Raw genomic sequence first — 22,739 nt, forward strand, 5'->3', positions numbered from 1 at the left:
TCTCCCCTTAGCGGTTGCGTTGACCACGCGCCAACGCGCGTTGCATCTGAGCGGCCACCTGGCTGGAGGACCGCTGGAACCCGGCCACATCGGGCGAGGTGATGTTCATCGTCACATGCACCGGACCACCGCCGCCGCCCGCGGCAGCCACGCCTAGTTTCCCGTCCGGACCACGCCGCAACGGCATGATCGCTTCCGGCCCGGCCTCGCCCATCAGGCCCGTACCGCCGCGCATCGGAAAGGTCGTGGGGCTGCTCACAACGCCACCGCGCGCAAACGGCATCACGCGGCCCTGGCTGATCGCGCCGCCCTTCTCGAACGGCAGGATGCCACTGAGCAAAGAGTTAATGCCGTTGCCCACAGCGTTGCCCAGGGCGTTCTGAACCGGCCGCATCGCGGTGTTGTAGGCGGCATCGATCATGCTGGTCGCCACGTTCTGCAGCGCGTCCGACAGGCGCATGCCGTCAAACACAACGCCGTCAAACGCCCGCCGCAAGCCACCACCAAGCGCGCGGCTCATCGAGTTCACCTCGCGCCCGGTATAAAGCATCGCGCCCTGCATTTCGCGCAGCTCGCCCTGGAACGCCGCCGCCATGGAGGTCGCGCCCGCAAGGCTCGTCTCCAACTCGGCGATCTCGGCGTCAAAGCGGCTGAGAGTGTCATCCATCTCTGTCATGTCCGTCCTCGTCTCTCTTGTCTGGGAAGCGCGCGAGAAGCGCGTCGAACGCGTCGCGTCGCAAAGGCGCAGCCCCGTTTTCGGGGCCAAGCAGGATCAGAAATTCCGAAGGGGTCATCGCCCAGAATGCCTCTGGCGTCAGGCCAAGCCCTTGATAAGCCACACGCATCAGCGCGGGCCAATCAAAGCCGATCGGGTCGTCGCTCATGACGCCACGGGCCGGAAGGCCAGGACCAGAAGCCGCGCGGCTATCCGCGCGGCCTCCAGGATGCCACCCTCGATCTCGGCCTCCATCAGATCTTCCATCTGGCCGCGCCATCCGCCGCCGCGAAGGCCCGCGCACACCAGCGCCAGCACGTCCGCGGACTTCAGGCCATCCCCCTCGAACCGGGCGACCATCTGCGTGAGGGATCCCGCGCCAAGCCACTCTTCCAGCTCCGCCAACGCCCCCAGCGTCAGCTTCGCCGTGTGCCGCTCCCCGTTCAGGGTTAACGCCACTTCGCCGGTCCAAGGGTTCGCCATGGATCAGATCGCCGTAAAGGTTAACGCGCCCGCGGACGCCATGGAGATCTCGTAGGTCGCCTCGCCATCGTGCGTGCCCGCATACTCGATCGAGCTGATCTGGAACGCGCCTTCCACGATGCCGAAATCCGGGATCACGACCTGAAAATCGGGCATCTCACCCTCAAAGAAGATGTCGCGCGCCCGCTCGTCGGTAGAGGCATCGCGGAAGATGCCCGAGCCGGAAATGGAGGCCGATTTCACGCCCGCGCCGCGCAGCAACTCGCGCCAGCCGCCGGTGCTCTCCAGGCTTGTGACGTCCACGCTTTCGCTGTTGAACGACAGACGCGAGGCCCGCAGGCCCGCCATCGTCTCAAACACGCCGTTGCCGTCCATGTCCACCTTCACAAGAAGGTCCTTACCGTTCTGTGCTGTCATGGCAGTTCTCCAGTATTGTCAATGTGTTGTGGGGCGACGCCTAGGCGTCGCTGGAATCGATAAACGCGCGAAACCAGACTTCGATTTCGCGTCCGTCCCCCACCCGCCTTGCACGCGCGCGGAGGAAGTTGAGGCCCGTCAACGCGCCCCTTGCAAGGGCCATATCGGCATCGGAAAGGGCGTCAGAGATCGCGGCGGCAATGGTCTTGGCCGTGTGAAATCCAGCCCCGTCCGAGACGACGGTGACAGGGAAATCGTGCACAGCCCCATCGCCCAGAACGTCCGAGGCGTCGCGGACCCGTTCGGGCCCGAGGCTCACGTAGATCGATGGCACCGGGCCAGGCGGCAGCGCGTCGTAAATCGCGCCATCGGTCAGCATGTTGACGGTGGCATCCATCGTCAGCTTGGCAAAAACCGCCTCTTGCAGGGCGGCCGTGGCGGCGTAGCTCATGCGCCCACCTCCTCTTTTACGAAACACACCAGGCAGCGACCTGTTGCATCGGCTTCGGTCACCGCCTCGATGCGGTAGACCCGTGCCCCGTCGCGAAAGCGCATCGCTGCCGTGGGCCGCGACGGCGCGCCCTGGGGCGCGGCGCGCACGGTGATCTTCAGCTTCAGCTCAGATGCCTCCACTTCGCGCCCGGCACCGCGCGGCAGAACCTCGCCCCAGATGATGCCAAGGGTTTGCCAAACCTCGGTAAATCCGCCCGCGCCGTCGCTTGTGCGTTCAGGCCCTTCCAGCACCAGCTTGCGGTTGAAATGCGGGGGCTTCATGCCATCCCCCCCCCGCAAGCGGATCTGCCGATAGGGCTCAATCAGGGCCATGACATGGGGCGGCATGTGCCGCGGCGCGCTGTCCTCGAGATCGTAGAAATCAGCGGCCAAGGCCAACAAAGCGTGCTGCAGATCGGCTGGAACGCTCGCCCAATCGGGGCCATATCCCGCCGTGACAATCACCTCGATCGTGCCGCCCTGGGCGGGCGTGGGCAGCGATCCAGCGAGTGTTTCAATGCTGGGACGGTGCGCGTCCGGGCGCAAAGAATAGCGTTCCGCATCGACAACACTTTCGTCCCCCTGGCGCGAGACCAGCTTGATGCTGTCGATTTGCCCAACCGGGGCTATCGGCAGGCCGTGACTTGCCGGATTGTGCCAGGACACCATCGTTAATGCGAACTGGCGCTGCATCAGGACTTTGCCGATCCGCGCCTCTATCGCGGCCATGGCGGACCGCAGGCAGGCTTCCAACTGCGTGTCCTGGCTGCCATCGTCGGCGAACCCGGAAGACAGGCGCAGGTGATCCGACAGCGCGCTCACCGGAAGGGAGGCGCTGGGGACAGAGGTCAATTCGACCATCATCATGTTGAAATCTCCGGGAATTACGAAAATTGGGAAGCTGGGGCGTGCCGCTGACCTCCGCGCTGCTCATGCGGAGAGACGCGCAGCTGGACCCGCAAAGGCCCGCACACACGCCCCACCCATTCCAACCGCAACACGCGGCCGGAACAGGATAGATGACGTCAGATCAGCTGGTGCCGAACTTCATCAGTTTGATCGCGGCAAAGTCCGTCACGTCGCCGCCCACGCGCTTAGTGGCATAGAACAGAACGTGCGGCTTGGCCGAGAAGGGGTCACGCAGAACACGCAGATCCGGACGCTCGGCAATCGTGTAGCCTGCACCGAAGTCACCAAAGGCAATCGCCATCGCGTCGGCTGCGATGTCGGGCATATCCTCGGCGATCAGGACGGGGTAACCCATCAGGCGCGCGGGCTCACCGGCGGCCAGGCCGTCGGACCACAGGAAGCGGCCATCGGCGTCCTTCATCTTGCGCACGGCGCCAGCGGTCTTGGAGTTCATCACGAAGTTGGCATTGGCGCGGTAGCGGGCGCCCAGGGCGTAAACCAGGTCGACAATCGCGTCGGCAGGGTTGCCCGCATCGAAATCACCGGCAGTACCCGTGGCGACATAGCCCAGGTTGCCCCAGGTCCAGCTGGCGTTGTCAGCCGTCGGATGCGTCAACAGGCCCGTGGGCTTGCCCGAGCCGTCACCATTGATGAACGACGCCGCTTCCGCGCGAGAGAACTTGTCGGCGATGCGACCGGCCAGCCAGCCCTCGATGTCGAACGCGGCATCATCCAGCAGACGCTGAGACGCCTTGGGCAGGGCGGAAAGCTCATGCAGCGCGATGGAGATGCGCTCAATAGCGGGCGTGTCCGTTTCAGCGGTGGCCGAAACCTCATCGGCCCAACCGGCACCGGTGTCCGTGCTGTCGATCAGCACGTCAAACGACGTCGCCTCGACGGTCACCACATTGGCAACGGAACGCAGCGAGGAGGACGAGCGCAGGACCGACTGGATCATCTCCGAGGTCTGCGGATCGACCAGGTAGCCACCCTCGGCATTGACGGCGGTGTTCATCGCCTTGCCTTCCAACTCCAACCCGCGCAACGCGTCGTCATCGCCGCAGCGAAGGTAGGACTTCAGCGCCAGCTTGTGCGGCGCGGTGGTGTCGATGTCCGCCGACAAGGCGGGACGTGCGGAGTGGTTTGTCTTGGTGTTCAGCATTGCGATACGCTCTTCCTGCTTTTGAAGTTTTGCATTCATGTCGTCTTGGAATTGGTTGAATTCATTCAAGAACCCGCCGATCGCGGTCTTGACTTCAGCCATGGGTGCGCGGTCCGCGCCCCCGTTCTGGGTCTCGGTCATGAGATGTCCCTTGTGGTTGAGTATGACCCCCGAAACGGGGGCCCGAGATCAGCGGGCCTTGCGGGCCGCCAGGGTAAGGCGCGCGTTTTCAAACACCTGCGCCAGGTCTTGAAGCTCGGTCGATTTGCCCTCATGGGCATCCAAACGGGCCTCTGGAAGCATGGGAAACGTCACAAGCGACACCTCCCAAAGCTCCACTTCGGAAAGGCACCGAAGGCCCCTTTCGTTCTTGTGGGATTTCACCGTGCGGTAGCCGATGGAAAGCCCGTCAATCGCGCCAGCCTTGGTCAGTGCCGCCGCCTCCCGGGCGCGGGCCACGGTTTCCAGCAGGCGCCCCTTAACGAACAACCCGCGTTCATCTTCGCGGATCTCATCCCAGATGCCGATGGGCTCGTTCGGGTCGTGCTGCCACAGCATTTTGACCTTCCGACCGTCGCCCAAGGACTTCGCGTAAGCGCCCTTTTCCACGACGTCGCCGCCCTGATCCTTGGCGCCAAACAGCGAGGCATACCCTTCGATGACGAACTCATCATCCAGGGTCAGGTCGCCATCGAACTTCTGGAACTTCACTTCCAATCCACTTGGCGAGAATGCATTCATTTCAATCTCCTATCCGCCGACGTTCAAGTTAAGTAGCTGGTTGATCCCTTGCGCCAGGATCACCGAGACGACGCCGAACACGGCGAGCCAAAGGCGCTTTTCCAGCCGTTGCAGCGCCACCTCGATCCCTTCGAGGCGGAACGCCAGGGCGGCCCATCTTTCCTGCTGCACCCGCTCATTGGCCTCGATCTGCGCGTTAGCAGCATCGAAAGGCGCGTAGAGGTACCGAGAGCCGCCGCCGGGGCGTGGTTCACTCATGCCTCGGGCTGCTCCGGCAGCCCCAACAACCGACGTTTCTCGGCATCGGTCAGAAACGCGGCCTCGCTCACGCGGCGCCATTGCGCCTCCCGTTCAGAGGCCAGGGCTGGCACGCCGTCGAGGTCTGGCGTGACTTCGACCACATCGCCCGTCAGGCCCGACATCCAGTGCGACATCGACGCCCAGACCTTCTGCGCCAAGGGCAGAACCGTCAGGCGATAGAATGCCCGGTTGGCCTCGGCGTAGTTGGCATAGGTCGCGTCGCCCGGGATCCCCAGCAGCATCGGCGGTACGCCAAAGGCCAGCGCGATGTCCCGCGCGGCGGCGTCCTTGGTCTTCTGGAACTCCATGTCCGAGGGGCTGAAGCCCATCGGCTTCCAGTCCAATCCCCCCTCCAGAAGCATCGGACGCCCGGCATTGCGCGCCCCCTGATGGTGGCTTTCAAGCTCCATCTGCAAACGGTCGAACTGATCCTGGCTCATCGTGCCAGCGCCTTCCAAACCATTGTAAACAATGGCACCGGACGGACGCGCGGCGTTGTCGAGCAACGCTTTCGACCACCGCGCCGCAGAATTGTGCACGTCAATCGCCGTCGCCGCCGCCTGGATCGGCGCGAGCCCATGGTGATCGTCCTGCGGGTGGAAATTGCGGATATGGCAAATCAGTTCCGCCGGATAGCGGTGAGACCGCGCCCCGACCGTATAGTCATAGGCCTTCGGCCAACCATCCGCGCCCGGGATCAGGCTCATCCGGTCGCTGCGCAGAACGTGCAGCTCCGTCGGATAGCCCTCTTCCGTCATCAGCGCTTCCACATAGGCATTGCCCGACAGCATCAGCTGCGCGAACGCGGCCTCCAGCAGATCCGCGCGGGTCTGGCCCGCGTTCGGGCGCGTCAAAAGCGCAAGGATCGGGTGTGCCTCATAGCGGCGCTCCGCGTCGCGGCAGATCACCGGCAAGGCCGCCGCCGCCTCGGCGATGACCTTGACGGCGCGAAAGCCCACCGGGTTGCCCAGAAAGCCGTTCTTCGTCAATGACCCCACGTCGCGGGGGCTCCACACCACGCGGCCGGACGATCCCCAGACCGCCAGCTTCGCACTGGCCGAGGCCTTGGCCTCGGGTGCTGCCAACACTGCAGGCGTCTCGCGTGTAGATTTCTTTAGGAAATCCAATACCATATGAGCCTCTCCTCAAGTCATACATGAAGAACGGGCCAGCGCGACGCTGCCCGATCCAAAGCCACTTCACGCGGCCGGTTCAAGTCAAAATCAAAGGTTGCGAATGCCGGGGTTCAGCCGGTTCTTGGCGGGCACCAACATGCCCTCTGTCAGCGCCCAGACAAGCGCGTCCACCCGGTCCGGAGAGCCCTGGCCCTCGTACCCGGTCAGCGCCATCTTGCACATTTCGTCTTCCAGTTCCGCGTGGGTGCCCAAATGGGCCACCCGGCCCTGTTCGTAAAGCGCCGCCACCGGTTCCGCCCGCGCCACCTTGCCGGTCGAGGCATGGACGGTGCGCAAGTTGATCGTCGGGTCGACCGTGCGGATCGTGTCCGCCACCATGACCCCGCCTTGGTTGACCTCCGCCACCATCCGGCTCGCGCCGTGGCGGTGGTAGGCGGCCACCGCCGCGTGGGCCCATTGGTTCGGTGTAACGCCCTGAACCGAGCAATCTTCCAGAACTACCGCGCGCCACTGCGCCGGGTCGCCGGCCTCGATCACGCCCAAGACGATGATCCCGCACGCATCCGAGCCCGCGTGGCCCGTCACCGGCGGGTCGACGGCCACGAGGACCCGTGTGATCTCGGGCGCCGCATCCAGGCGCTGTTCATCAATGCCGTCGCGTTGCCACAGCGCATTTTCCACATCGTCCAGCAGCACGCCGTCCAACTCTTGCCGTCCCAGCCTTGTGTCGCCGTAGCGCGACCGCACCTCGGTCAGAAACGAATCCGCCAGGTAGGCTGAGTTGGCCTCCGTGGGCGCATGGGTATGGGCCACCCCGTCGCGCGCCAGCAATTCCTTAAGCACGTTAACGTTTCGCGGCGTCGTCGTGACGATCTGCTGGGGATGGCGCCCCAATCGCAGGCCAAACTGCAACATATCCCATGTTTCCTGAGCCTTAGGCCACTTCGCCAATTCATCAGCCCAGGCCAGATCAAACTGCGGCCCCCGGAGCGCCTCGGGGTCGTGGGCCGAGTAAACCCGCGCCTCCGCTCCGTTGGGCCAGACCAGCTTGCGCTCGCCCGCCACCCAGCGCGGCACTCGGTCGGGGGGAGAGCATGCAATCAGCCCGCTCTCCCCTTTCACCATCACGGCCAGCGCCTGGTCGTAGGTCTCGCCCACCAAGGCCACCCGCCGCGCGCGGCCCGGCGCCTCCGGCGTGGCGCCTTCGACCATAGAGCGGACCCACTCGGCCCCGGCCCGGGTCTTGCCCGCGCCGCGTCCGCCCAGAACCACCCAGGTGGTCCAATCGCCCTCGGGGGGCAATTGGTGCGGCAGGGCCCAGAACTCGAACAGCCACGGCAGCGCGGCCAGGGCATTCTCATTCAGCCCGCTCAGGAACGCCGCCTCCGTGTCCGGCCCCACGGAGGCAAGCCAGGCGGAGCCCGATTTCAGCCCGTGCTTCGTCGAGGTCGAGCTGTCCTGAACCACCTGTTCCGAACCGTTTGCAGCCTGCTTCACGTGCCTTCTCCCGCATTTCCATCGTGTGTATGAATGCGCTATTCATCTGGCGCACCGCTTTGGTCACTTCGCCCTCGCCGACGTCCGGCGCTTGCTCCAGCGAGCGGCACGAGGCCTGCAACGCCTCAACGGCGCGGTCGAATGCATCTTGTGCCTGAAGCACCAGCTTTTCGTCGCGCACGTCGTCTTGGGGGGCGATTTCAACTGTATTGGTCATGTTCGTATTTCCCGTGTCCGTGATAACTCTCGGTCACGAGCAGAATGCAGGTCCGGTCAAACGCTCTTTCGTCCGCCGTGGCCCCCAAACAAAGGATGGCCCCGTCTCACCCGGACAAAAAGAAACGGCCCCCAGGGAATTACCCCTGATTGGCCGTTGAACCCACATCTTCCAGCGTGCCTAAAGGGGTGCCACGGGCCGTTCGGTGGGTCAACAAGTTTTGCGTTTTCAAAGGCTTAACGGTCGCACCGCACGGTAACACTTGATTAACCAAGCAGCCTTGCACCCTTGAAAATCAGGGGCTTGGATCCTTGAAGAACTGCCCTGCCCACCGAACGCACCGCGCGAAGTTTCTGCACGCAGACCCGCACCGCCGGGCCATTCTGCCGTCAAAGGTTAACAAAATCGGGGAAAAACCGCGTCTGAGCCCAGGAAACCGGCCCAAACACCTCAAATCGCGAGTCAGTTACCGTTGCGCTCCGCCTCAATCTCTCGCCAGCGGGCGACGGCCGCGTTGTGATCGGCCAGCGTCACGTTGAATTCATGCCCGCCCGTGCCATCGGCGACGAAGAAGATGAAATCCGTATCGTCCGGGTTCACCGCCGCCTCAATCGCGGCCTGGCCCGGGTTGGCAATCGGCGTCGGCGGCAGCCCGTCGATCCGGTAGGTGTTCCACGGCGTCTCTGCGTCCAGCTCGGACCGCCGCAAGCCGCGCCCCAGAATCCCGCGCCCGTTGGTGACGCCATAGATCACGGTCGGGTCCGTTTGCAGGCGCATGCCCTGGTTCAAACGGTTGGTGAACACGCTCGCCACCCGCCCCCGTTCCTCGGGCACCGAGGTTTCCTTCTCGATGATCGAGGCCAGGATAAGCGCCTCCTCCGGTGTGGAGATCGGAAGCCCTTCGGCCCGGTTCGCCCAGGCCTCTGCCAGGATCCGCTCCTGGGCCGCCTGCATATCGGCCAACAGCTCCAACCGGCTGTCGCCCCGGTTCACGTCAATGGTCGTGGGCGCAAGCATGCCTTCCTGCGGGATATCGGGAACCTCTCCGTCCAGGAAATCCGCCGCCAGCAAGCCTTGTACGACCTGCCAACTCGTCAATCCTTCCGGGATCACCAGGCGGTACAGCATCGGCGTGCCCGCATCCACCAGGTTCGAATACTCGACCGGCACGCCCTCTTCATAGGCAAACCGCGCGATCTCTTCGACCTCGCCGGTGCTCGGATCCCGCTCGCTCAAGCGCAATTGCCCGGTGCCCGAGTTGCGCAAGACATATGTCGCGCGGTACCGGAACGAGGAGGGGCCCCCCGCCGTCACGATCTCCAGCACCTCCGCCATGTTGGCGCCTGCCGGGATCTCATAATTGCCAAACCGCAGATCACCGGCCCGGTCCGCAGCGCGCACGCCGACGCGGAACACGGCGGCCGAACGGATCGCCCCCGCCTCTTCCAATCGCTCGGACACGCGGCTCAACGTATCGCCCTGCTCCACCTCAAAGAAGGTGGCCTGGGCCAGCGGTCCATCCCCTTGCCACTGCCGCTGGCCCCATCCCAAAGCAGCCGCCGCCGCGATCAGGGCCACGATCAGGAAAGAGATGCCGTTGGCGGCGATATGTTTCCACATGTCAGGTTACACCCGGCCCATGATCAGGCACGCATTGGTGCCGCCAAACCCGAAAGAGTTCGATTGCACGATGTTGATCTCCCCCTCCTGCTTGGCATTGGCACACAGGTTGATCGGCGTCTCCGCCGCGGGCGTATCCAGGTTAAGCGTCGGCGGTGCGACATTGTCGCGGATCGCGAGGATGCTGAAAATCGCTTCAATCGCCCCCGCAGCCCCCAACAGGTGCCCCGTCATCGACTTGGTTGAAGACATGCGCAGATTGGCGGCGTGATCGCCCATCAGCCGCTCCACCGCGCCAAGTTCGATCGTGTCGGCCATGGTCGAGGTGCCGTGGGCATTGACGTAATCCACAGCGGAAGGCTCAAGCCCTGCCCGCTTCAGTGCGGCCCGCATCGCGCGCTCCGCGCCCTCATGGTCCGGCGGCGGGGCGGTGATGTGATGGGCATCGCCGCTCAACCCGTAGCCCAGGATCTCCGCGTAGATCTTGGCGCCGCGTGCCTTGGCGTGCTCATATTCCTCCAGGACGACCACACCGGCACCCTCGCCCATGACGAAGCCGTCGCTATCGGCATCCCAGGGGCGCGAGGCCTTCTCGGGCTCCTCCGCGCGCTTGGTCGACAGCGCCTTACAGGCGTTGAAACCCGCGATGCCGATCTTGCAGATCGGGCTTTCCGCGCCGCCGGCAATCATCACATCCGCGTCGTCAAAGGCAATCAACCGCGCCGCATCGCCGATGGCATGGGCACCGGTCGAACAGGCCGTCACCACCGAATGGTTCGGCCCCTTGAACCCGTAGCGAATGGAGACTTGCCCCGAGATCAGGTTGATCAGCGCCCCCGGCACAAAGAACGGCGACACCCGGCGCGGGCCGCGCTCGTTCAAGATGATCGAGGTATCGGCAATGGACGACAATCCGCCGATGCCCGCGCCCAGCAGGCAGCCGGTACGCTCCAGGCTCTCGGTATCGGTGGGCGTCCAGCCCGCATCCTCCACCGCCTGCGCGGCGGCAGCCATGCCGTAAAGGATAAAATCGTCGACCTTGCGCTGCTCTTTGGGCTCCATCCACGCGTCAGGGTTGAAGGTCCCGTCCGTGCCGTCGCCGCGCGGCAATTCGCAGGCATAGGTGGTGCCAAAGCCCGTTGGATCGAACCGCGTGATCGGGCCCGCGCCCGATTGGCCCGCCAGAAGCCGGCTCCACGTGTGCTCCACGCCCGATGCCAAAGGCGTCACCAGCCCCAGACCCGTCACAACCACTCGCCGCATGCCCAAACCCCTCTCGCCGTATTTTCATGTTCAATTACCGGAAACGCCCCCCCAGGTGCAATCCCCAGCGACAGCGCCCCTGCGGGACGGCGGGAGGGGCGAGGTTTGCGTCTTTTGCCAAGCAAAAGATCGCAGACCAGCGTCTCCCCCGTCCCGGCCCGACAGCCAAACAGAAAGCGGCGCCCGGATCGCTCCGAACGCCGCAAAATCAAACCCGCACCTGCGGGGGACGTACCGTTATCAGGCTTCGGTCGCCTGGCCGATGAACTTGGTCGCGTCGCCAAATGTCTGGATCGTCTCGGCGGCGTCGTCGGGGATCTCGATCCCGAACTCTTCCTCGAAAGCCATGACCAGCTCGACGGTGTCGAGCGAGTCGGCGCCAAGGTCGTCGATGAACGACGCGCCCTCAACCACTTTGCTCTCTTCAACGCTCAAGTGCTCAACAACGATCTTTTTCACGCGCTCTGCGATGTCGCTCATCTTTGGTTCCTCATCGTATGTCGGGGTCAGTGCGCAGTCCAACTGCGCCCCCGGTTTCAGTACTGCCGTTGCGGCCTCTCAAGATGCCCGCACCACCCCTAACAGGTGGGAAAGGCCAACCGGGCGAACAAGCCCCCCCGGTGAAATCTGCGCCGCCTATAGCATATGTTGCGGCCATGGCAATGCCCCGTGCGCGCCTTTGTGCCGTTACGGCAACCTCGGCGCTTGCCCGCCTAAAGCATCGCCATCCCGCCATTCACATGCATTGTCGTGCCTGTCAGGTAACCCGCTTCCGCGCTGGCAAGAAACAGCGCCGAGGCCGCAATTTCATCGGCCGAGCCCATGCGCCCCGCCGGAATTTGTACAAGAATCTTGTCTTTCTGGTCGTCCGTCAGCTTGTCGGTCATCGCCGTCTCGATGAACCCTGGCGCGATGCAGTTCACGGTAATCCCCCGGCTCGCCACCTCGTAGGCGAGGCTTTTTGACATCCCCACCATGCCCGCCTTGGAGGCTGCGTAATTCGCCTGCCCCGGGTTGCCCGTGGCCCCCACGACCGAGCTGACATTGATGATCCGCCCCCACCGCGCCTTCATCATGCCGCGCAGCGCGCCGCGACAGAGCCGCATCGTCGAGGTCAGATTGACCTCCAACACGCTCGCCCAGTCGTCGTCGGACATGCGCATGAACAGGTTATCGCGGGTGATGCCCGCATTGTTCACCAGAACATCCAGGCTGCCCATCGCGGCAATGGCCGCCTTTGGCAGCGCGTCGACGGCCTCTGCGTCGCTCAGGTTACAGGGCAGCACATGGGCGCGCTCGCCCAGTTCAGCGGCCAACGCTTCCAAAGGCTCCACCCGTGTCCCCGAAAGGCCCACCGTGGCCCCCGCCCCGTGCAATTGCCGCGCAATCGCCGCGCCAATCCCGCCCGAGGCACCCGTGACCAGCGCATTTTTCCCTGTCAGATCAAACATATCCACCCTCTCCCATTCCATAATTCTCAAGCAAGACTCCGAAAAACTTCATTCCCCGGTCTCCAGACCGAACCTCTCGATGTCATCGGCATTCAACACATACGTCCCGCCCAGCGCCCGGCGCTCCTGCACGAAGGCCGCGAAATCCTCGCTCCCCAGCATCCGCGTCGCAAAGCTCGCGCGTTCTGTGCGACCGGCGGGGCTGGCGTCAAACGTCCAGCCTTGCCTGCGCGCCGCCTCCGCCCCGGTGATCGTCAGATCGCCCGCCACATGATCGCGCGACGCACCCGCCAGAAACAGCAGGATGGCGTCGTTGTTCAAGTCGCCCTCGGCCCGCGTGGCCAACCCTGCGGCGCGGATGAACGTCGCCATCTGGATCAGCCAGCCCGCGTCATCGGCGCCGGGAATGTCCCTCAGCACGACCACTTCCAAGCCTTCCGCCTCTTCCAACAGCCGCTCGAACCGCTCCGCCGAGGCGCCCGTGATCGGCCCGCGAATGTGCATCTCGGCGCCCGTCAGGCGAAACTCCGTCGCGCCGCCGCCAGCAAATCGGATCAGGGCCGCACCGCCCACAACCATTGCAATCACAACGGCAGCGGCGATCATAAGGCCCCTAGGCACCGTTTACGACCTCAACGGCTTTCACCACATCCTCGGGCGTGCCCACCGCGTGGGTTGCCACGCCCCGGTCGATCCGCTTGACCATGCCCGACAGCGCCTTGCCCGCGCCGATCTCGAAGACCTCTGTCACGCCTTCCGCCGCCATCCACGCCACGCTTTCGCGCCACCGCACGCGGCCCGTGACCTGGGCCACCAGGTTTTCGCGGATCATCGCGGCCGAGCTTTCGGCCCGCGCGATCACATTGCCCACCAGCGGCACTACCGGCGCTTGCAGGTCCACTTTGTCCAGCGCCTCGGCCATGGCATCGGCGGCGGGCTGCATCAACGCGCAGTGGAACGGGGCCGAGACCGGCAGCATCAGCGCCCGCTTGGCGCCCCGCGCCTTGGCGATGTCACAGGCCCGTTCCACGGCAGCTTTCGCGCCGGAAATCACCACCTGTGCCGGATCGTTTTCATTGGCGGCCTCACAGACCTCGCCCTGCGCCGCTTCGCCAGAGACCTCTTCCACCGTCGCCAGATCCAAGCCCAGGATCGCGGCCATCGCCCCCTCGCCCGCAGGCACCGCTTGCTGCATCGCCTCGCCGCGCAGGCGCAGCAGGCGCGCGGTATCGGCCAGCGACAAGGCCCCCGCCGCGCAGAGCGCAGAATATTCCCCCAACGAATGCCCCGCCACATAGGACGCGGCAGAGATGTCAACACCCTCCGCCTTCAGGGCCGCCATTGCCGCCAAAGACGTCGCCATCAGCGCGGGCTGCGCGTTGCGCGTGAGCGTCAGGGTTTCAATCTCCCCTTCCCAGATCAGCGCCGACAGCGCTTCACCCAAGGCCTCGTCCACCTCGGCGAAGACGGCCTTGGAGGCGGGATAAGCCTCGGCGAGGGCGCGGCCCATGCCGATGGTCTGGGCCCCTTGGCCGGGAAAAAGGAAGGCTCGGGTCATTCTGGGGCTCCTTGATTGTCGTATGCGCGCGGCCTCCTTGAGCTACCTCAAGGCGAAACGCACTGCAATGCAACCGGCCACCCAATAGGACAAGAGCCGGCCCGAGGCGTTCGGGCCGGCTCTTGTGTTGGGGGGCAAAGGCGTGCGCTTGCGCGGCGCGGTCCCGCCTATTGGTAGGTATTCAGCTCCAGCTCCGCGCTGCACTGACCCGCGCTGTAGCCGCCGAACCAGATATCGATCCGACCATTCAGATCAGCCGAGCTTTCCAGCCAAACCCTTGATTTCAAACCATATCCGCCATCGTCGTCGAAGATGTAATTGCCCGCCGCATCGCGCACCAGCATGGTCGTGTCACAGCTGGCGGTTTGAACGTCGATCAACAGCCAGGTGAAGTTCTCCATATCCGACAGGTAAAGCGAGAACGTCGGGTTCGCGTCGAAATACCCCCGGTTGCCGTTCGGCAAACCCGTACAGGTGCGGATGTCGGTGTAGGCGGTGTAATTCGCCACAAGATCCAGATCGTAGTTCAGGTCGGTGCCGTCGGATTGGATCGGCGTCCCATTGTAATTCGATGAGGGGCAACCCGCCGCAGGCGCGCTTGCGACCGGTGGGAAGGTCGTGCCGCCGGTGCCCGGATCTGGATCGGGATCGGGATCAGGATCGGGCGTTGGATCGGGATCAGGATCAGGTGTTGGGTCCGGATCGGGATCAGGATCGGGATCCGTGCCGGTCCCGGTGCCCGTCCCCGTTCCAGTCCCCGTTCCAGTCCCCGTTCCAGTACCTGTTCCTGTGCCAGTCCCCGTCCCTGTGCCCGTGTCGGTGCCCGTCCAGATCCCGGTCCCTGGATCACAGGTTGTACCACCGGTGCATTCTTCGCCCGCCGTCGTGTCGGGCTGCACGGAAAGCTGGTGATCCCAGGCCGTCTCGAACATGCCGTCCTGCAATTCGCCTTGGATCGTGGTGGATTCCGTCGTCAATGCAGCATCCGTCGAGTTGGAAACTGCAACGCCAAGACCCGTCAAAACGGCCATCACAACGACCCAATCGACCGTCGCCGCGCCGTGTTCGTCCTTAAAAAACCGTTGGTGCGCCACGGGGGGCCTCCATCTTTGTTCCAGTAGGGGCCGTAAGCCCTTGATTTTACTTGATCAGGCAGGCCAATGCGGCCCCGCCCTCTCCGGCCCTCCTGATCGCAGGACGGCACTGTCCACGGCCCTTATCCCGCCGCATCGTGGTCAGAATGGGGCAAAAACCGGAAAACCCTGTGATCATTGGGCCAAACCGCGCCCCACCGCGCGGCACAAAGGCCCGGCTAAAGGCTAGACAACGCGCGCGCGGGGGCGTAAACGCGCGCATCCTTGCCGAGTTACCTGATTGGCGTGATCCCTCGTGGCCGGGGGGCAAGGATGCGCATGCCCGGTCTTTGAAATGCGCCCGAAACGATAGAACTGGAGTTCCCATGGCTCTCTACGAGCACGTGATGATTGCGCGTCAGGACCTGTCCAACACGCAAGCCGAAGCGCTGAACGAGCACTTTGGCACTGTCCTCGCCGACAACGGCGGCAAGGTCGTCGACACCGAATATTGGGGTGTCAAGACAATGGCCTACAAGATCAACAAGAACCGCAAGGGTCACTATTCCTTCCTGCGCACCGACGCGCCTTCGGCCGCTGTGCAGGAAATGGAACGCCTGATGCGCCTGCATGACGACGTGATGCGCGTTCTGACCATCAAGGTCGACGCCCACGAGGACGGCCCCTCCGTCCAGATGCAAAAGCGCGATGAGCGTGAACCCCGCCGTGAGCGTCGTTGATTCGACCGCCTTGTTACTGAAAGGACATTCCAATGGCCGCTAAACCATTCTTCCGCCGCCGCAAGACCGACCCGTTCGACGGCGAGAACGCCCCGAAAATCGACTACAAGGACACCCGTCTTCTGCAGCGCTACATCTCTGAGCGTGGCAAGATCGTCCCCTCCCGTATCACCGCCGTGGGTGCCAAGAACCAGCGTGCGCTCGCCAAGGCGATCAAACGCGCGCGTTTCCTGGCCCTGCTGCCCTACGCCGTCAAATAAGGAGCGCACATCATGGACGTTATCCTTCTGCAACGTGTGGCAAAGCTGGGTCAGATGGGCGAGGTGGTCTCTGTCAAAGAGGGCTACGCGCGCAACTTCCTTTTGCCGCAGAAAAAGGCGCTGCGCGCCAATGAAGCCAACCTGAAGACCTTCGAGAACCAGAAAGCGCAGCTTGAAGCGCACAACCTGGAGACCAAGGTTGAGGCTGAGAAGATGGGCGAAAAGCTGGCGGGCCAGCAGTTCATCATCATCCGCTCTGCGTCTGATTCCGGGGCGCTCTACGGCTCTGTCACGATCCGTGACGCCGCCGAGGCCGCCACGGCCGAGGGCTTCACCGTGGATCGCAAACAGGTCGCCCTGACCGCGCCGATCAAGGACCTGGGCATTCACACCGTCATGGTGAACCTGCACCCCGAAGTCGCCGTCGAGATCGAGCTGAACGTCGCCCGTTCGCCCGAAGAGGCCGAGCTGCAGGCATCGGGCAAGTCGATCCAGGAGCTGGCCGCCGAGGAAGAGGCGCAAGCCGAGTTCGAGATTGCGGAGCTGTTCGACGACATCGGCGCCGCAAGCCTGGATGAGGATGAGCTGGACGTGGCACCTGCCGGGGCCACTGAGGAAGAGACCTCTGAAGAAGAGTAATCTCGCCTGTTTTCGGATGATCACAAAGATTTAGGCCGTCTCCTTGCGGGGGCGGCCTATTTCTATGGGAATCGTTGTTGTCTTGAGGTTCGCCATGCTTCGCACGCTCACCGCCCCCCTCCTCGCTACGCTCCTCGCAGGGCCAGCCTTGGCGCAAGCGCCCGTGGACGACGGAACCGGGAACTTCCCGGCTGACGTTGCGGCATTTGCGGGCCAGACCGAAGCGCCCGAGGTGGCCTCGGGCGTGACCTTTGATGAAGAGGTGATCGCAGGCACCCTGGCGCGCCCCTGGGGCCTGGCGGTGTTGCCGGAGGGCGCGGGGTACATCGTTACCGAGCGCGGCGGCACCCTGCGCCACGTGACGCGGGATGGCACCATGGGCCCCGAGATCAGCGGCGTGCCCAACGTGCGCGCGATGCGGCAAGGCGGATTGCTGGATGTGGCGCTGTCACCCGCCTTTGGGCAGGATCGGGTGATTTTCCTGACCTATTCTGCGCCGGATGGCCTCGCAGGCTCTGCCACGGCGGTCGCCCGCGCGGTATTGTCAGACGACCACTCTGCCCTCACCGACGTGCAGGAGCTCTGGCGTCAAACCCCCGCGTCCGCCATCCCCCTGCACTTTGGCGCCCGGGTGATCGTGCTGCCCTCGGGCGCCCTCTTGGTGACGACGGGCGACAGGTTTACCCCTGAAAACAGGCAGTTGGCCCAGGATCCGGCGAACGCCAGTTACGGCGTCACGATCCTGATCGATACCGAAAGCGCCCCCGCCGCCGAGCCACCCATCGAAGGCGCCCGCCCCGAGGTCTGGACCTACGGCCACCGCAACATCCAAGGCGCCGCCGTGCAGCCCGAGACCGGCACCGTCTGGGCGTTGGAGCACGGCCCCGCGGGCGGCGACGAGTTGAACATCCTCCGCCCCGGCGCCAACTACGGCTGGCCCGAGGTCAGCTACGGCGTGAACTACAACGGCAGCGATGTGGGCACGGGCCAGCAGGCCCATGCCCCCGATTTTGAGGAACCGCGCTACTACTGGGACCCCTCCATCGCGCCCTCCGACATGATCTTCTACGACGGCGAGATGTTCCCCGACTGGCGGGGCGATATCCTTATGGGCGCCTTGGCGGGCCAGGCGCTGGTGCGGCTGGATATGGACGGCGACACGATCATCGCAGAGGAACGCCTGCGCCCCGGCGCGGGCCGGGTGCGCGATGTGGAGGTGGACGAGAACGGGGCCATCCTGATCCTGATCGATGATGATCCCGGTGCCCTCATCCGCCTGACCCCGGCGGCGGAATAAAGCTGCCTGCCTAAGGCGCGGTGCGGCTCGCGCGCAGCGCCAACAGGCCCGCCGCCCCAAGGCACGCCGCCCCGATGCGGTTGATCACCCGCATCACGAAGGGTCCCCGCAACTGCTCGCGCCAGGCGCTCGCCAACACCAGCCACCCAATGCCGTTCAGCCCGGCCACCGCCAGAAACGTCGCCGTCAGGATGGCGAATTGCGCGAAAGCGGGCTGGGACGGATCGATGAACTGAGGCACGAAGGCCATGTAGAAGACCGGGCCCTTCGGGTTCAGCGCGCTGATCAGCGTGGATTGCCGAAACAGGCGCCAAAAGCTCCGGTCCGGCGCGTTGTCCTGGGTCTCGATGCCCGCCACCGGCGCGGTCCACAGCTTATAGGCCAGCCACAGCAGGTAAAGCGCGCCCGCGACTTTCATCGCAGTGAACAACCCGACAGAGGCCGCAAGCACCGCCCCTGCCCCGGCGAGTGACGCCGTCATGGCAACGAACGCCCCAAACACCTGGCCCGGCACCGTCGCAAGCCCCGACCGCGCCCCGTCGCGGATCGCATAGGTGACCGTCAGCACGATGTTGGGCCCCGGGATCAGCACCACAACCGCGCTTGCCAGGGCAAACGCCAACCAAACCTCAAACGTCACGGCAATCTCCTTTGTTAGCCAAGCTTTACCCGCCCCAACCGCCGGTGCAACCGATGTCTGCGGGACGGTGGGTGGGGCGAAGCGCGCGCTTTTGCTCCGGCAAAAGCGTGGGCCAGCGTCACCCCCGTCCTAACGCAAAACGGCCCGCACAAAGGCGGGCCGTTCATTCAGAAGAAAGATCGTTGGATCAGAAGGTTTCCATCTGAAGCGTCGCGCCGCAGAGGTTCTGGCCATAGGTGCCGACCCAGATGTCGTAGGTGCCGGAGCGGGGGTTGGCGAGGTTCACCAGCGGGTTCAGGTTGCCCCAGCCATCGTCGTTGAAGTACCAGTTGCCGGTTGCATCGTTGACCAGCAGAACCGTGTCGCAGGACCCCTGCACGCGGATCTCCAGGCGGCGATACTGCTCCAGACCGTCGATCTGAAACTCGAAGTCAGGGCGCGAGATCACGTAGCCGGAGTGGTTCCAACCGCAGTTGCGCAGCGACTGGCTGCCACCGGCGGTGACCGAGTAATGGTTGGGCGTCCACAGATCCTGACCGGTGGTGTACCCGGTCTGCACACCGGCGTTCTGCCAGGCGGGGCAAGCGGCGGCGACGCCAGCGGTGGCGATCAGGGCGAAGGCGGCGGCAAGAAGCTTTTTCATAATGTGTTACTCCGAAATTTTCTTAATTTTAGAAGGGGTTGTGTTTGTCTTTGGTGTCTTCGGGTCGTCGGTTCAGCGCCAGGTTGGTGTTGCGCTATGGGGAGATCATGCCGCGAGCATCGCGTTAACAAAAGGGCGGAATTCCTTACCTCCTCCGCCTCGCGCCACCACACCGCCATCCGTCGACCGAAAGCAAAAGGGGCGCAGCCAGTCCTGGCCACGCCCCCTTTTCTCGTTTCAATTCAACCGGATCAGAAGTTCCAGGTCTCCATCTCCAGCTCGGCCGAGCAGGCGATTGAGGGACCGAAGGTGCCGACCCAGACATCGACCCGGCCATTGAGCGCGGCGGTGTTCGTCAGGTTCAGCTCGGGCTGGAACGCCCCGCCGGTATCGTCGTCGAAGTGCCAGTTGCCCTGGGCATCATTGACCAGAAGCGTGGTGTCGCAGTCGCTTGCCACTTCGATTTCCAGGCGACCGTAGGTCTCCATCCCCGAGAGGTAGAAGGTGTAGGTCGGGTTGGCATAGGCCACACCGGCAGCGGCGGGAATGTCCGCACAGCTCGACAGCGGCGTGATGCCCCCGGCCTGAACGGTGTAGCGGTCCGGGCTGTAGAGCTCAGCGCCGTCAGAGGTGACAACGATGCCTTCGATGCCAATCGACGGGCAACCGCCGGTCTGCGTCGGCGCAGGTGCCGGAGCGGGCGCCGGTGCGGGCGCAGGTGCCGGAGCCGGAGCCGGAGCAGGCGCAGGTGCCGGAGCGGGTGCAGGCGTGGGTGCCGGCGCAGGGACGGGGACCGGCGCGGGCGCGGGCACCGGTACGGGGACCGGCTGCGGCACCGGCTGGGGAACCGGTTGCGGGATCGGCTGCGGCACCGGCGCAACAGCGACAGGGATCGCCTGCAGCGTGAAGGTGCCGGGGCAGACCGTGTCGTTATACGTGCCCACCCAGACATCGATCCGGCCATTCAGCGCGGCGGCATCGGTGATGTCGAGCTGCGGTTGCAAGTTCCCCTGGCCGTCGTCGTTGTAATACCAGGTCGTATCGGCCCCGTTCACCAACAGCGTCGAATCGCAATCGGCGTTGGCCAGAAGGCGCAGGCTGTGGCCGTCCATCCCGGTCAGCGAGACCGAGAACTGCGGCACCTGGCTGGCATAGCGGCGGCCATCGATGCCGGGGCAACTCGTCACATCCGTGCCGCCGGTGGCCTGGGCCACGTAGCTGAGCGGTTGCAGAATCTGGCTGGCGTCAAAGGCCAGGGCGGGACCGGGCATTTCCCATGTCGGGCAGGCGCTCACCTGCGGGACCGGCGCGGGGACGGGCTGCGGCACCGGGACCGGCTGCGGCACGGGCACGGGCACGGGCTGCGGCGCGGCGGCTGCGGCAAGGGCTTGCACCGACAGAACCGCAGGGCATCCGCCCCCGGCAAATGTGCCGATCCAGATGTCGACACGGCCGTTGGCAGCACCCGCAGGCAGGGTCAGGCCGGGCTGAAGGCTGTTGCGGTCATCGTTGAAGTACCACTGACCGTTGGCATCGTTCACCAACAGCGCCGGGTCACAGCTGGAGCTTGCAAAGACATCCAGCGGACGTCCCGCCATGCCCGTCAGGTTCAGGGTCAGATCCGGCGCAGAGCGGAACTGGCCAAAGCCAAGGTTGCCCAGGCCACATTGATCCAACGTGAAGTCGCCGCCGGCGGTCACGGAAAAGCCCTGCGCCACGGCAGAGATCTGAGAGGCATCATAGCTGAGCGATCCAGCGGACAATTGATAGTTAGGGCAGGCCAAAGCGGCACCGCCCATCGCAAACATCGCGATCGCGCTTGCTGTCAAAAGACGCATTTTGTCGAGTTCCTTCCTGTTTGGCGACAGGCCGAGGGGGGGCCGGGCCGCCCTAGATAGACGTAAATGAGATCACTTTAGGGTTAGAAATACACCCGCAGAACTACGGAAACCCTGACCTTCGTTGCACACGTTTAACGATAGCCGGGCGGGCCGTTCGACCAAAGCTCTTTTTTGGAAACGGTCCATCCCTGTACAACAGGCGCTGGCCCAACCGGGCCAACGCCTTGATTTCGGGTCTAAATCAGCTGCCAAAAAGGCGCTGCCAAAGGGTCCGGCGCGGGGCCTCGACGGCGCTTGGCTCGGACGCGATGACGGCTCCGTTGACCACAAAGGTGTTTGATCCCGCGGGCGCGGCGTCGGCTGCGGCGGCCATCGCCGTGACCAGATCCGGGCCGTCGGCGGGGGCGGCAACCGACGGGGCGATTTCAACCGCAGGGGTCATCACACGGGCAATTCCGCCGCGCGGAACCGGCGCCATGGAGGTCAGCGGCGCCAACCGGCTGGTCTGAACCTGCGCGGCAGGTGCAAGGGCCGCGATCTGCGCCCCGGCGGAGGGGTGAAGGCGCGCGGCCACATTGGGACCGGCGAAAAGACCCGACATGTCGGAGGGCAGATTGGCAAACGCCGGGTTGGCGCCGGTGTTCAGGCGCGCGGCGAAATTGCCGGGGTTCAGGATCGACGAGATATCCTGCGCCGCCACAGGGGCTGCAAGGGTCGCGGCCAAAACGGCCAGGAGGGGAAGGGTACGGGGGAAAGTGCGTTTCATGGTTTTTCTACTCGAATGAATTGGGGGGAAAAGGGCGCCCTGCCCCGTCACCACTGCGACGGGGCAAAGCAAGGGCGGGGGTTAGAAAGTGCGCCACGGAAAAGTGGGACGCGGCAGGATCGTATGCGGCATCGCGGCCGGGGTGTTGAGCCGGTGAAAGAAGCCCGACAGGTCGTGATGCGGGCGCGGCAGGTTCGGCAGCACGGTCGAGGGCTGAGCCGGGTAAAGATGCGCCAGCGGCGGCGTGATGCCATGGGGGCGCGGCCAGACATGGCCGGAGAACGGCGTGTTCCAACCGAACAGGCGCGGCGGGATGCGGGGCGGAAGGATACCGGGCAGCGTCTGTGCCGCGTCACGGTCCTCCAGCAACTGGGCCAGACGCTTTTCGGCGTCGGCCATGTGGCCGGGGCTCCAGACCGGGGCGATGCCACCTTGGGCGGTGATCTCATCCGGGCCGCAGGCCAGACCCATGGTCTCGCACATCTGTGCCAGACGGTGGAACGCCGGATCCTGCAGAATGTCATGGGTGGCGCCCGGCAGGACGGTGGCCTCACCGCGCGTGATAACAAGCGGCTCGAACGTGGGGGTGCCTTGATAGATGATCGTGTCGGCCTGGGCGATACTGGCAGCGGTCAGAGCCGTGGTAAGGCCGACCACCGCTGCAATGGGAAATCTGAACATGGGATTAAGCCTTTGGATGAATGAAAGGGGCGAAAAAGAACGGGGTCGTAAGAAAAGGGATCGTAATGAAAAATGCCGGGGTGCGGCGATGGGATGAAGATGCCCCCAACCCCGCCTGATTTTCAAAAGCGGCGACGCGTTATTCGATAACAAGGGGCCTTTTGCCCAATAAAAAAAGGCGCCCCGTGCGGGACGCCC

Annotated in this window: 28 protein-coding genes and 1 pseudogene; 4 read left to right on the forward strand and 25 right to left on the reverse strand. The window is 64.5% G+C overall.

Features of this window, described 5'->3' with window-relative positions:
• Positions 1-7: 7 nt before the first annotated feature.
• The 20 genes and pseudogenes from AC6I9R_RS15315 to AC6I9R_RS15410 form a co-directional block, all read right to left on the reverse strand.
• A complete protein-coding gene (locus AC6I9R_RS15315; protein WP_461426434.1) occupies positions 8-676 on the reverse strand; it encodes an RcGTA-type gene transfer agent tail tape measure protein in 669 nt (222 codons plus the stop codon).
• Positions 660-884, reverse strand: a complete 225-nt coding sequence (locus AC6I9R_RS15320) for a rcc01693 family protein (protein ID WP_461426435.1) — start codon at positions 882-884, stop codon at positions 660-662. The genes AC6I9R_RS15315 and AC6I9R_RS15320 overlap by 17 nt, the downstream gene beginning before the upstream one ends.
• Complete coding sequence (locus AC6I9R_RS15325; RefSeq protein WP_461426436.1) at positions 881-1,198, reverse strand: gene transfer agent family protein; 318 nt, start codon at positions 1,196-1,198, stop codon at positions 881-883. The genes AC6I9R_RS15320 and AC6I9R_RS15325 overlap by 4 nt, the downstream gene beginning before the upstream one ends.
• A gap of 3 nt (positions 1,199-1,201) precedes the next feature.
• A complete protein-coding gene (locus AC6I9R_RS15330; protein WP_461426437.1) occupies positions 1,202-1,615 on the reverse strand; it encodes a phage major tail protein, TP901-1 family in 414 nt (137 codons plus the stop codon).
• A 40-nt stretch (positions 1,616-1,655) separates the two neighbouring features.
• Complete coding sequence (locus tag AC6I9R_RS15335; protein ID WP_461426438.1) at positions 1,656-2,066, reverse strand: DUF3168 domain-containing protein; 411 nt, start codon at positions 2,064-2,066, stop codon at positions 1,656-1,658.
• Positions 2,063-2,389, reverse strand: coding sequence for a phage head closure protein (locus tag AC6I9R_RS15340; protein ID WP_461426628.1), 327 nt, complete (start codon positions 2,387-2,389; stop codon positions 2,063-2,065). Before AC6I9R_RS15340 ends, AC6I9R_RS15335 begins: the two co-directional genes overlap by 4 nt.
• Before the next feature lie 27 nt (positions 2,390-2,416).
• Positions 2,417-2,974 (reverse strand): annotated as a pseudogene (locus AC6I9R_RS15345) (head-tail connector protein); the annotation flags it as partial.
• A gap of 163 nt (positions 2,975-3,137) precedes the next feature.
• Positions 3,138-4,319 (reverse strand): phage major capsid protein, encoded by a 1,182-nt coding sequence (locus AC6I9R_RS15350; RefSeq protein ID WP_461426439.1) that lies wholly within the window; start codon positions 4,317-4,319, stop codon positions 3,138-3,140.
• A 48-nt stretch (positions 4,320-4,367) separates the two neighbouring features.
• The gene (locus AC6I9R_RS15355; protein WP_461426440.1) at positions 4,368-4,919 is read right to left on the reverse strand and encodes an HK97 family phage prohead protease; all 552 of its coding nucleotides are present in this window, start codon (positions 4,917-4,919) and stop codon (positions 4,368-4,370) included.
• A gap of 9 nt (positions 4,920-4,928) precedes the next feature.
• Positions 4,929-5,177 (reverse strand): GTA head formation protein, RCAP_rcc01685 family, encoded by a 249-nt coding sequence (locus tag AC6I9R_RS15360; RefSeq protein ID WP_461426441.1) that lies wholly within the window; start codon positions 5,175-5,177, stop codon positions 4,929-4,931.
• Positions 5,174-6,352 (reverse strand): phage portal protein, encoded by a 1,179-nt coding sequence (locus tag AC6I9R_RS15365; RefSeq protein ID WP_461426442.1) that lies wholly within the window; start codon positions 6,350-6,352, stop codon positions 5,174-5,176. The genes AC6I9R_RS15360 and AC6I9R_RS15365 overlap by 4 nt, the downstream gene beginning before the upstream one ends.
• 90 nt (positions 6,353-6,442) lie before the next feature.
• Entirely contained in the window at positions 6,443-7,786 is a 1,344-nt protein-coding gene (locus tag AC6I9R_RS15370) for a DNA-packaging protein (protein ID WP_461426629.1), read from the reverse strand.
• A complete protein-coding gene (locus AC6I9R_RS15375) occupies positions 7,713-8,069 on the reverse strand; it encodes a hypothetical protein (RefSeq protein WP_461426443.1) in 357 nt (118 codons plus the stop codon). Before AC6I9R_RS15375 ends, AC6I9R_RS15370 begins: the two co-directional genes overlap by 74 nt.
• Positions 8,070-8,531: 462 nt before the next feature.
• Positions 8,532-9,689: an endolytic transglycosylase MltG gene (mltG, locus tag AC6I9R_RS15380; RefSeq protein WP_461426444.1), complete on the reverse strand. Its 1,158-nt coding sequence runs from the start codon at positions 9,687-9,689 to the stop codon at positions 8,532-8,534.
• Between the two features lie 6 nt (positions 9,690-9,695).
• Positions 9,696-10,952: a beta-ketoacyl-ACP synthase II gene (fabF, locus tag AC6I9R_RS15385; protein WP_461426445.1), complete on the reverse strand. Its 1,257-nt coding sequence runs from the start codon at positions 10,950-10,952 to the stop codon at positions 9,696-9,698.
• A gap of 240 nt (positions 10,953-11,192) precedes the next feature.
• Positions 11,193-11,432 (reverse strand): acyl carrier protein, encoded by a 240-nt coding sequence (locus tag AC6I9R_RS15390; protein ID WP_461426446.1) that lies wholly within the window; start codon positions 11,430-11,432, stop codon positions 11,193-11,195.
• Between the two features lie 233 nt (positions 11,433-11,665).
• On the reverse strand, positions 11,666-12,403 hold the full coding sequence (fabG, locus tag AC6I9R_RS15395; RefSeq protein ID WP_461426447.1) for a 3-oxoacyl-[acyl-carrier-protein] reductase: 738 nt from the start codon (positions 12,401-12,403) through the stop codon (positions 11,666-11,668).
• A 48-nt stretch (positions 12,404-12,451) separates the two neighbouring features.
• Complete coding sequence (locus tag AC6I9R_RS15400; RefSeq protein WP_461426448.1) at positions 12,452-13,009, reverse strand: hypothetical protein; 558 nt, start codon at positions 13,007-13,009, stop codon at positions 12,452-12,454.
• Between the two features lie 7 nt (positions 13,010-13,016).
• On the reverse strand, positions 13,017-13,961 hold the full coding sequence (fabD, locus tag AC6I9R_RS15405) for an ACP S-malonyltransferase (RefSeq protein ID WP_461426449.1): 945 nt from the start codon (positions 13,959-13,961) through the stop codon (positions 13,017-13,019).
• A 167-nt stretch (positions 13,962-14,128) separates the two neighbouring features.
• Complete coding sequence (locus AC6I9R_RS15410; protein WP_461426450.1) at positions 14,129-15,055, reverse strand: Flp family type IVb pilin; 927 nt, start codon at positions 15,053-15,055, stop codon at positions 14,129-14,131.
• Between the two features lie 365 nt (positions 15,056-15,420).
• On the opposite strand from AC6I9R_RS15410, the gene rpsF reads away from it, so the two are divergent.
• The 4 genes from rpsF to AC6I9R_RS15430 all read left to right on the forward strand — a co-directional run bounded on the left by rpsF (position 15,421) and on the right by AC6I9R_RS15430 (position 17,970).
• Entirely contained in the window at positions 15,421-15,774 is a 354-nt protein-coding gene (gene rpsF, locus AC6I9R_RS15415; RefSeq protein WP_461426451.1) for a 30S ribosomal protein S6, read from the forward strand.
• Positions 15,775-15,806: 32 nt separating this feature from the next.
• A complete protein-coding gene (rpsR, locus tag AC6I9R_RS15420; protein WP_461426452.1) occupies positions 15,807-16,034 on the forward strand; it encodes a 30S ribosomal protein S18 in 228 nt (75 codons plus the stop codon).
• Between the two features lie 12 nt (positions 16,035-16,046).
• Positions 16,047-16,673 (forward strand): 50S ribosomal protein L9, encoded by a 627-nt coding sequence (gene rplI / locus AC6I9R_RS15425; protein WP_461426453.1) that lies wholly within the window; start codon positions 16,047-16,049, stop codon positions 16,671-16,673.
• Between the two features lie 94 nt (positions 16,674-16,767).
• The gene (locus AC6I9R_RS15430; protein ID WP_461426454.1) at positions 16,768-17,970 is read left to right on the forward strand and encodes a PQQ-dependent sugar dehydrogenase; all 1,203 of its coding nucleotides are present in this window, start codon (positions 16,768-16,770) and stop codon (positions 17,968-17,970) included.
• 10 nt (positions 17,971-17,980) lie between these two features.
• On the opposite strand, the gene AC6I9R_RS15435 is transcribed toward AC6I9R_RS15430, so the two are convergent.
• From AC6I9R_RS15435 to AC6I9R_RS15455, 5 genes are all read right to left on the reverse strand, one after another.
• Positions 17,981-18,610 (reverse strand): LysE family translocator, encoded by a 630-nt coding sequence (locus AC6I9R_RS15435; RefSeq protein WP_461426455.1) that lies wholly within the window; start codon positions 18,608-18,610, stop codon positions 17,981-17,983.
• 187 nt (positions 18,611-18,797) lie between these two features.
• A complete protein-coding gene (locus AC6I9R_RS15440) occupies positions 18,798-19,253 on the reverse strand; it encodes a hypothetical protein (RefSeq protein WP_461426456.1) in 456 nt (151 codons plus the stop codon).
• Positions 19,254-19,504: 251 nt separating this feature from the next.
• Positions 19,505-21,091: a hypothetical protein gene (locus AC6I9R_RS15445; RefSeq protein ID WP_461426457.1), complete on the reverse strand. Its 1,587-nt coding sequence runs from the start codon at positions 21,089-21,091 to the stop codon at positions 19,505-19,507.
• A gap of 244 nt (positions 21,092-21,335) precedes the next feature.
• Positions 21,336-21,860: a hypothetical protein gene (locus AC6I9R_RS15450; protein ID WP_461426458.1), complete on the reverse strand. Its 525-nt coding sequence runs from the start codon at positions 21,858-21,860 to the stop codon at positions 21,336-21,338.
• Between the two features lie 81 nt (positions 21,861-21,941).
• Positions 21,942-22,541 carry a hypothetical protein gene (locus tag AC6I9R_RS15455; RefSeq protein WP_461426459.1) on the reverse strand — a complete coding sequence of 200 codons (600 nt, stop codon included), beginning with the start codon at positions 22,539-22,541 and terminating at the stop codon, positions 21,942-21,944.
• Positions 22,542-22,739: the final 198 nt, after the last annotated feature.

The sequence above is a fragment of the Gymnodinialimonas sp. genome, assembly GCF_059726805.1.

Bases quoted from the DNA above. Each gene is read 5' to 3' on its own strand.
- AC6I9R_RS15315 (WP_461426434.1), bottom strand. From the start codon at position 676: ATGACAGAGATGGATGACACTCTCAGCCGCTTTGACGCCGAGATCGCC.
- AC6I9R_RS15320 (WP_461426435.1), bottom strand. From the start codon at position 884: ATGAGCGACGACCCGATCGGCTTTGATTGGCCCGCGCTGATGCGTGTG.
- AC6I9R_RS15325 (WP_461426436.1), bottom strand. From the start codon at position 1,198: ATGGCGAACCCTTGGACCGGCGAAGTGGCGTTAACCCTGAACGGGGAG.
- AC6I9R_RS15330 (WP_461426437.1), bottom strand. From the start codon at position 1,615: ATGACAGCACAGAACGGTAAGGACCTTCTTGTGAAGGTGGACATGGAC.
- AC6I9R_RS15335 (WP_461426438.1), bottom strand. From the start codon at position 2,066: ATGAGCTACGCCGCCACGGCCGCCCTGCAAGAGGCGGTTTTTGCCAAG.
- AC6I9R_RS15340 (WP_461426628.1), bottom strand. From the start codon at position 2,389: ATGAAGCCCCCGCATTTCAACCGCAAGCTGGTGCTGGAAGGGCCTGAA.
- AC6I9R_RS15350 (WP_461426439.1), bottom strand. From the start codon at position 4,319: ATGACCGAGACCCAGAACGGGGGCGCGGACCGCGCACCCATGGCTGAA.
- AC6I9R_RS15355 (WP_461426440.1), bottom strand. From the start codon at position 4,919: ATGAATGCATTCTCGCCAAGTGGATTGGAAGTGAAGTTCCAGAAGTTC.
- AC6I9R_RS15360 (WP_461426441.1), bottom strand. From the start codon at position 5,177: ATGAGTGAACCACGCCCCGGCGGCGGCTCTCGGTACCTCTACGCGCCT.
- AC6I9R_RS15365 (WP_461426442.1), bottom strand. From the start codon at position 6,352: ATGGTATTGGATTTCCTAAAGAAATCTACACGCGAGACGCCTGCAGTG.
- AC6I9R_RS15375 (WP_461426443.1), bottom strand. From the start codon at position 8,069: ATGACCAATACAGTTGAAATCGCCCCCCAAGACGACGTGCGCGACGAA.
- mltG (WP_461426444.1), bottom strand. From the start codon at position 9,689: ATGTGGAAACATATCGCCGCCAACGGCATCTCTTTCCTGATCGTGGCC.
- fabF (WP_461426445.1), bottom strand. From the start codon at position 10,952: ATGCGGCGAGTGGTTGTGACGGGTCTGGGGCTGGTGACGCCTTTGGCA.
- AC6I9R_RS15390 (WP_461426446.1), bottom strand. From the start codon at position 11,432: ATGAGCGACATCGCAGAGCGCGTGAAAAAGATCGTTGTTGAGCACTTG.
- fabG (WP_461426447.1), bottom strand. From the start codon at position 12,403: ATGTTTGATCTGACAGGGAAAAATGCGCTGGTCACGGGTGCCTCGGGC.
- AC6I9R_RS15400 (WP_461426448.1), bottom strand. From the start codon at position 13,009: ATGATCGCCGCTGCCGTTGTGATTGCAATGGTTGTGGGCGGTGCGGCC.
- fabD (WP_461426449.1), bottom strand. From the start codon at position 13,961: ATGACCCGAGCCTTCCTTTTTCCCGGCCAAGGGGCCCAGACCATCGGC.
- rpsF (WP_461426451.1), top strand. From the start codon at position 15,421: ATGGCTCTCTACGAGCACGTGATGATTGCGCGTCAGGACCTGTCCAAC.
- rpsR (WP_461426452.1), top strand. From the start codon at position 15,807: ATGGCCGCTAAACCATTCTTCCGCCGCCGCAAGACCGACCCGTTCGAC.
- rplI (WP_461426453.1), top strand. From the start codon at position 16,047: ATGGACGTTATCCTTCTGCAACGTGTGGCAAAGCTGGGTCAGATGGGC.
- AC6I9R_RS15430 (WP_461426454.1), top strand. From the start codon at position 16,768: ATGCTTCGCACGCTCACCGCCCCCCTCCTCGCTACGCTCCTCGCAGGG.
- AC6I9R_RS15440 (WP_461426456.1), bottom strand. From the start codon at position 19,253: ATGAAAAAGCTTCTTGCCGCCGCCTTCGCCCTGATCGCCACCGCTGGC.
- AC6I9R_RS15445 (WP_461426457.1), bottom strand. From the start codon at position 21,091: ATGCGTCTTTTGACAGCAAGCGCGATCGCGATGTTTGCGATGGGCGGT.
- AC6I9R_RS15450 (WP_461426458.1), bottom strand. From the start codon at position 21,860: ATGAAACGCACTTTCCCCCGTACCCTTCCCCTCCTGGCCGTTTTGGCC.
- AC6I9R_RS15455 (WP_461426459.1), bottom strand. From the start codon at position 22,541: ATGTTCAGATTTCCCATTGCAGCGGTGGTCGGCCTTACCACGGCTCTG.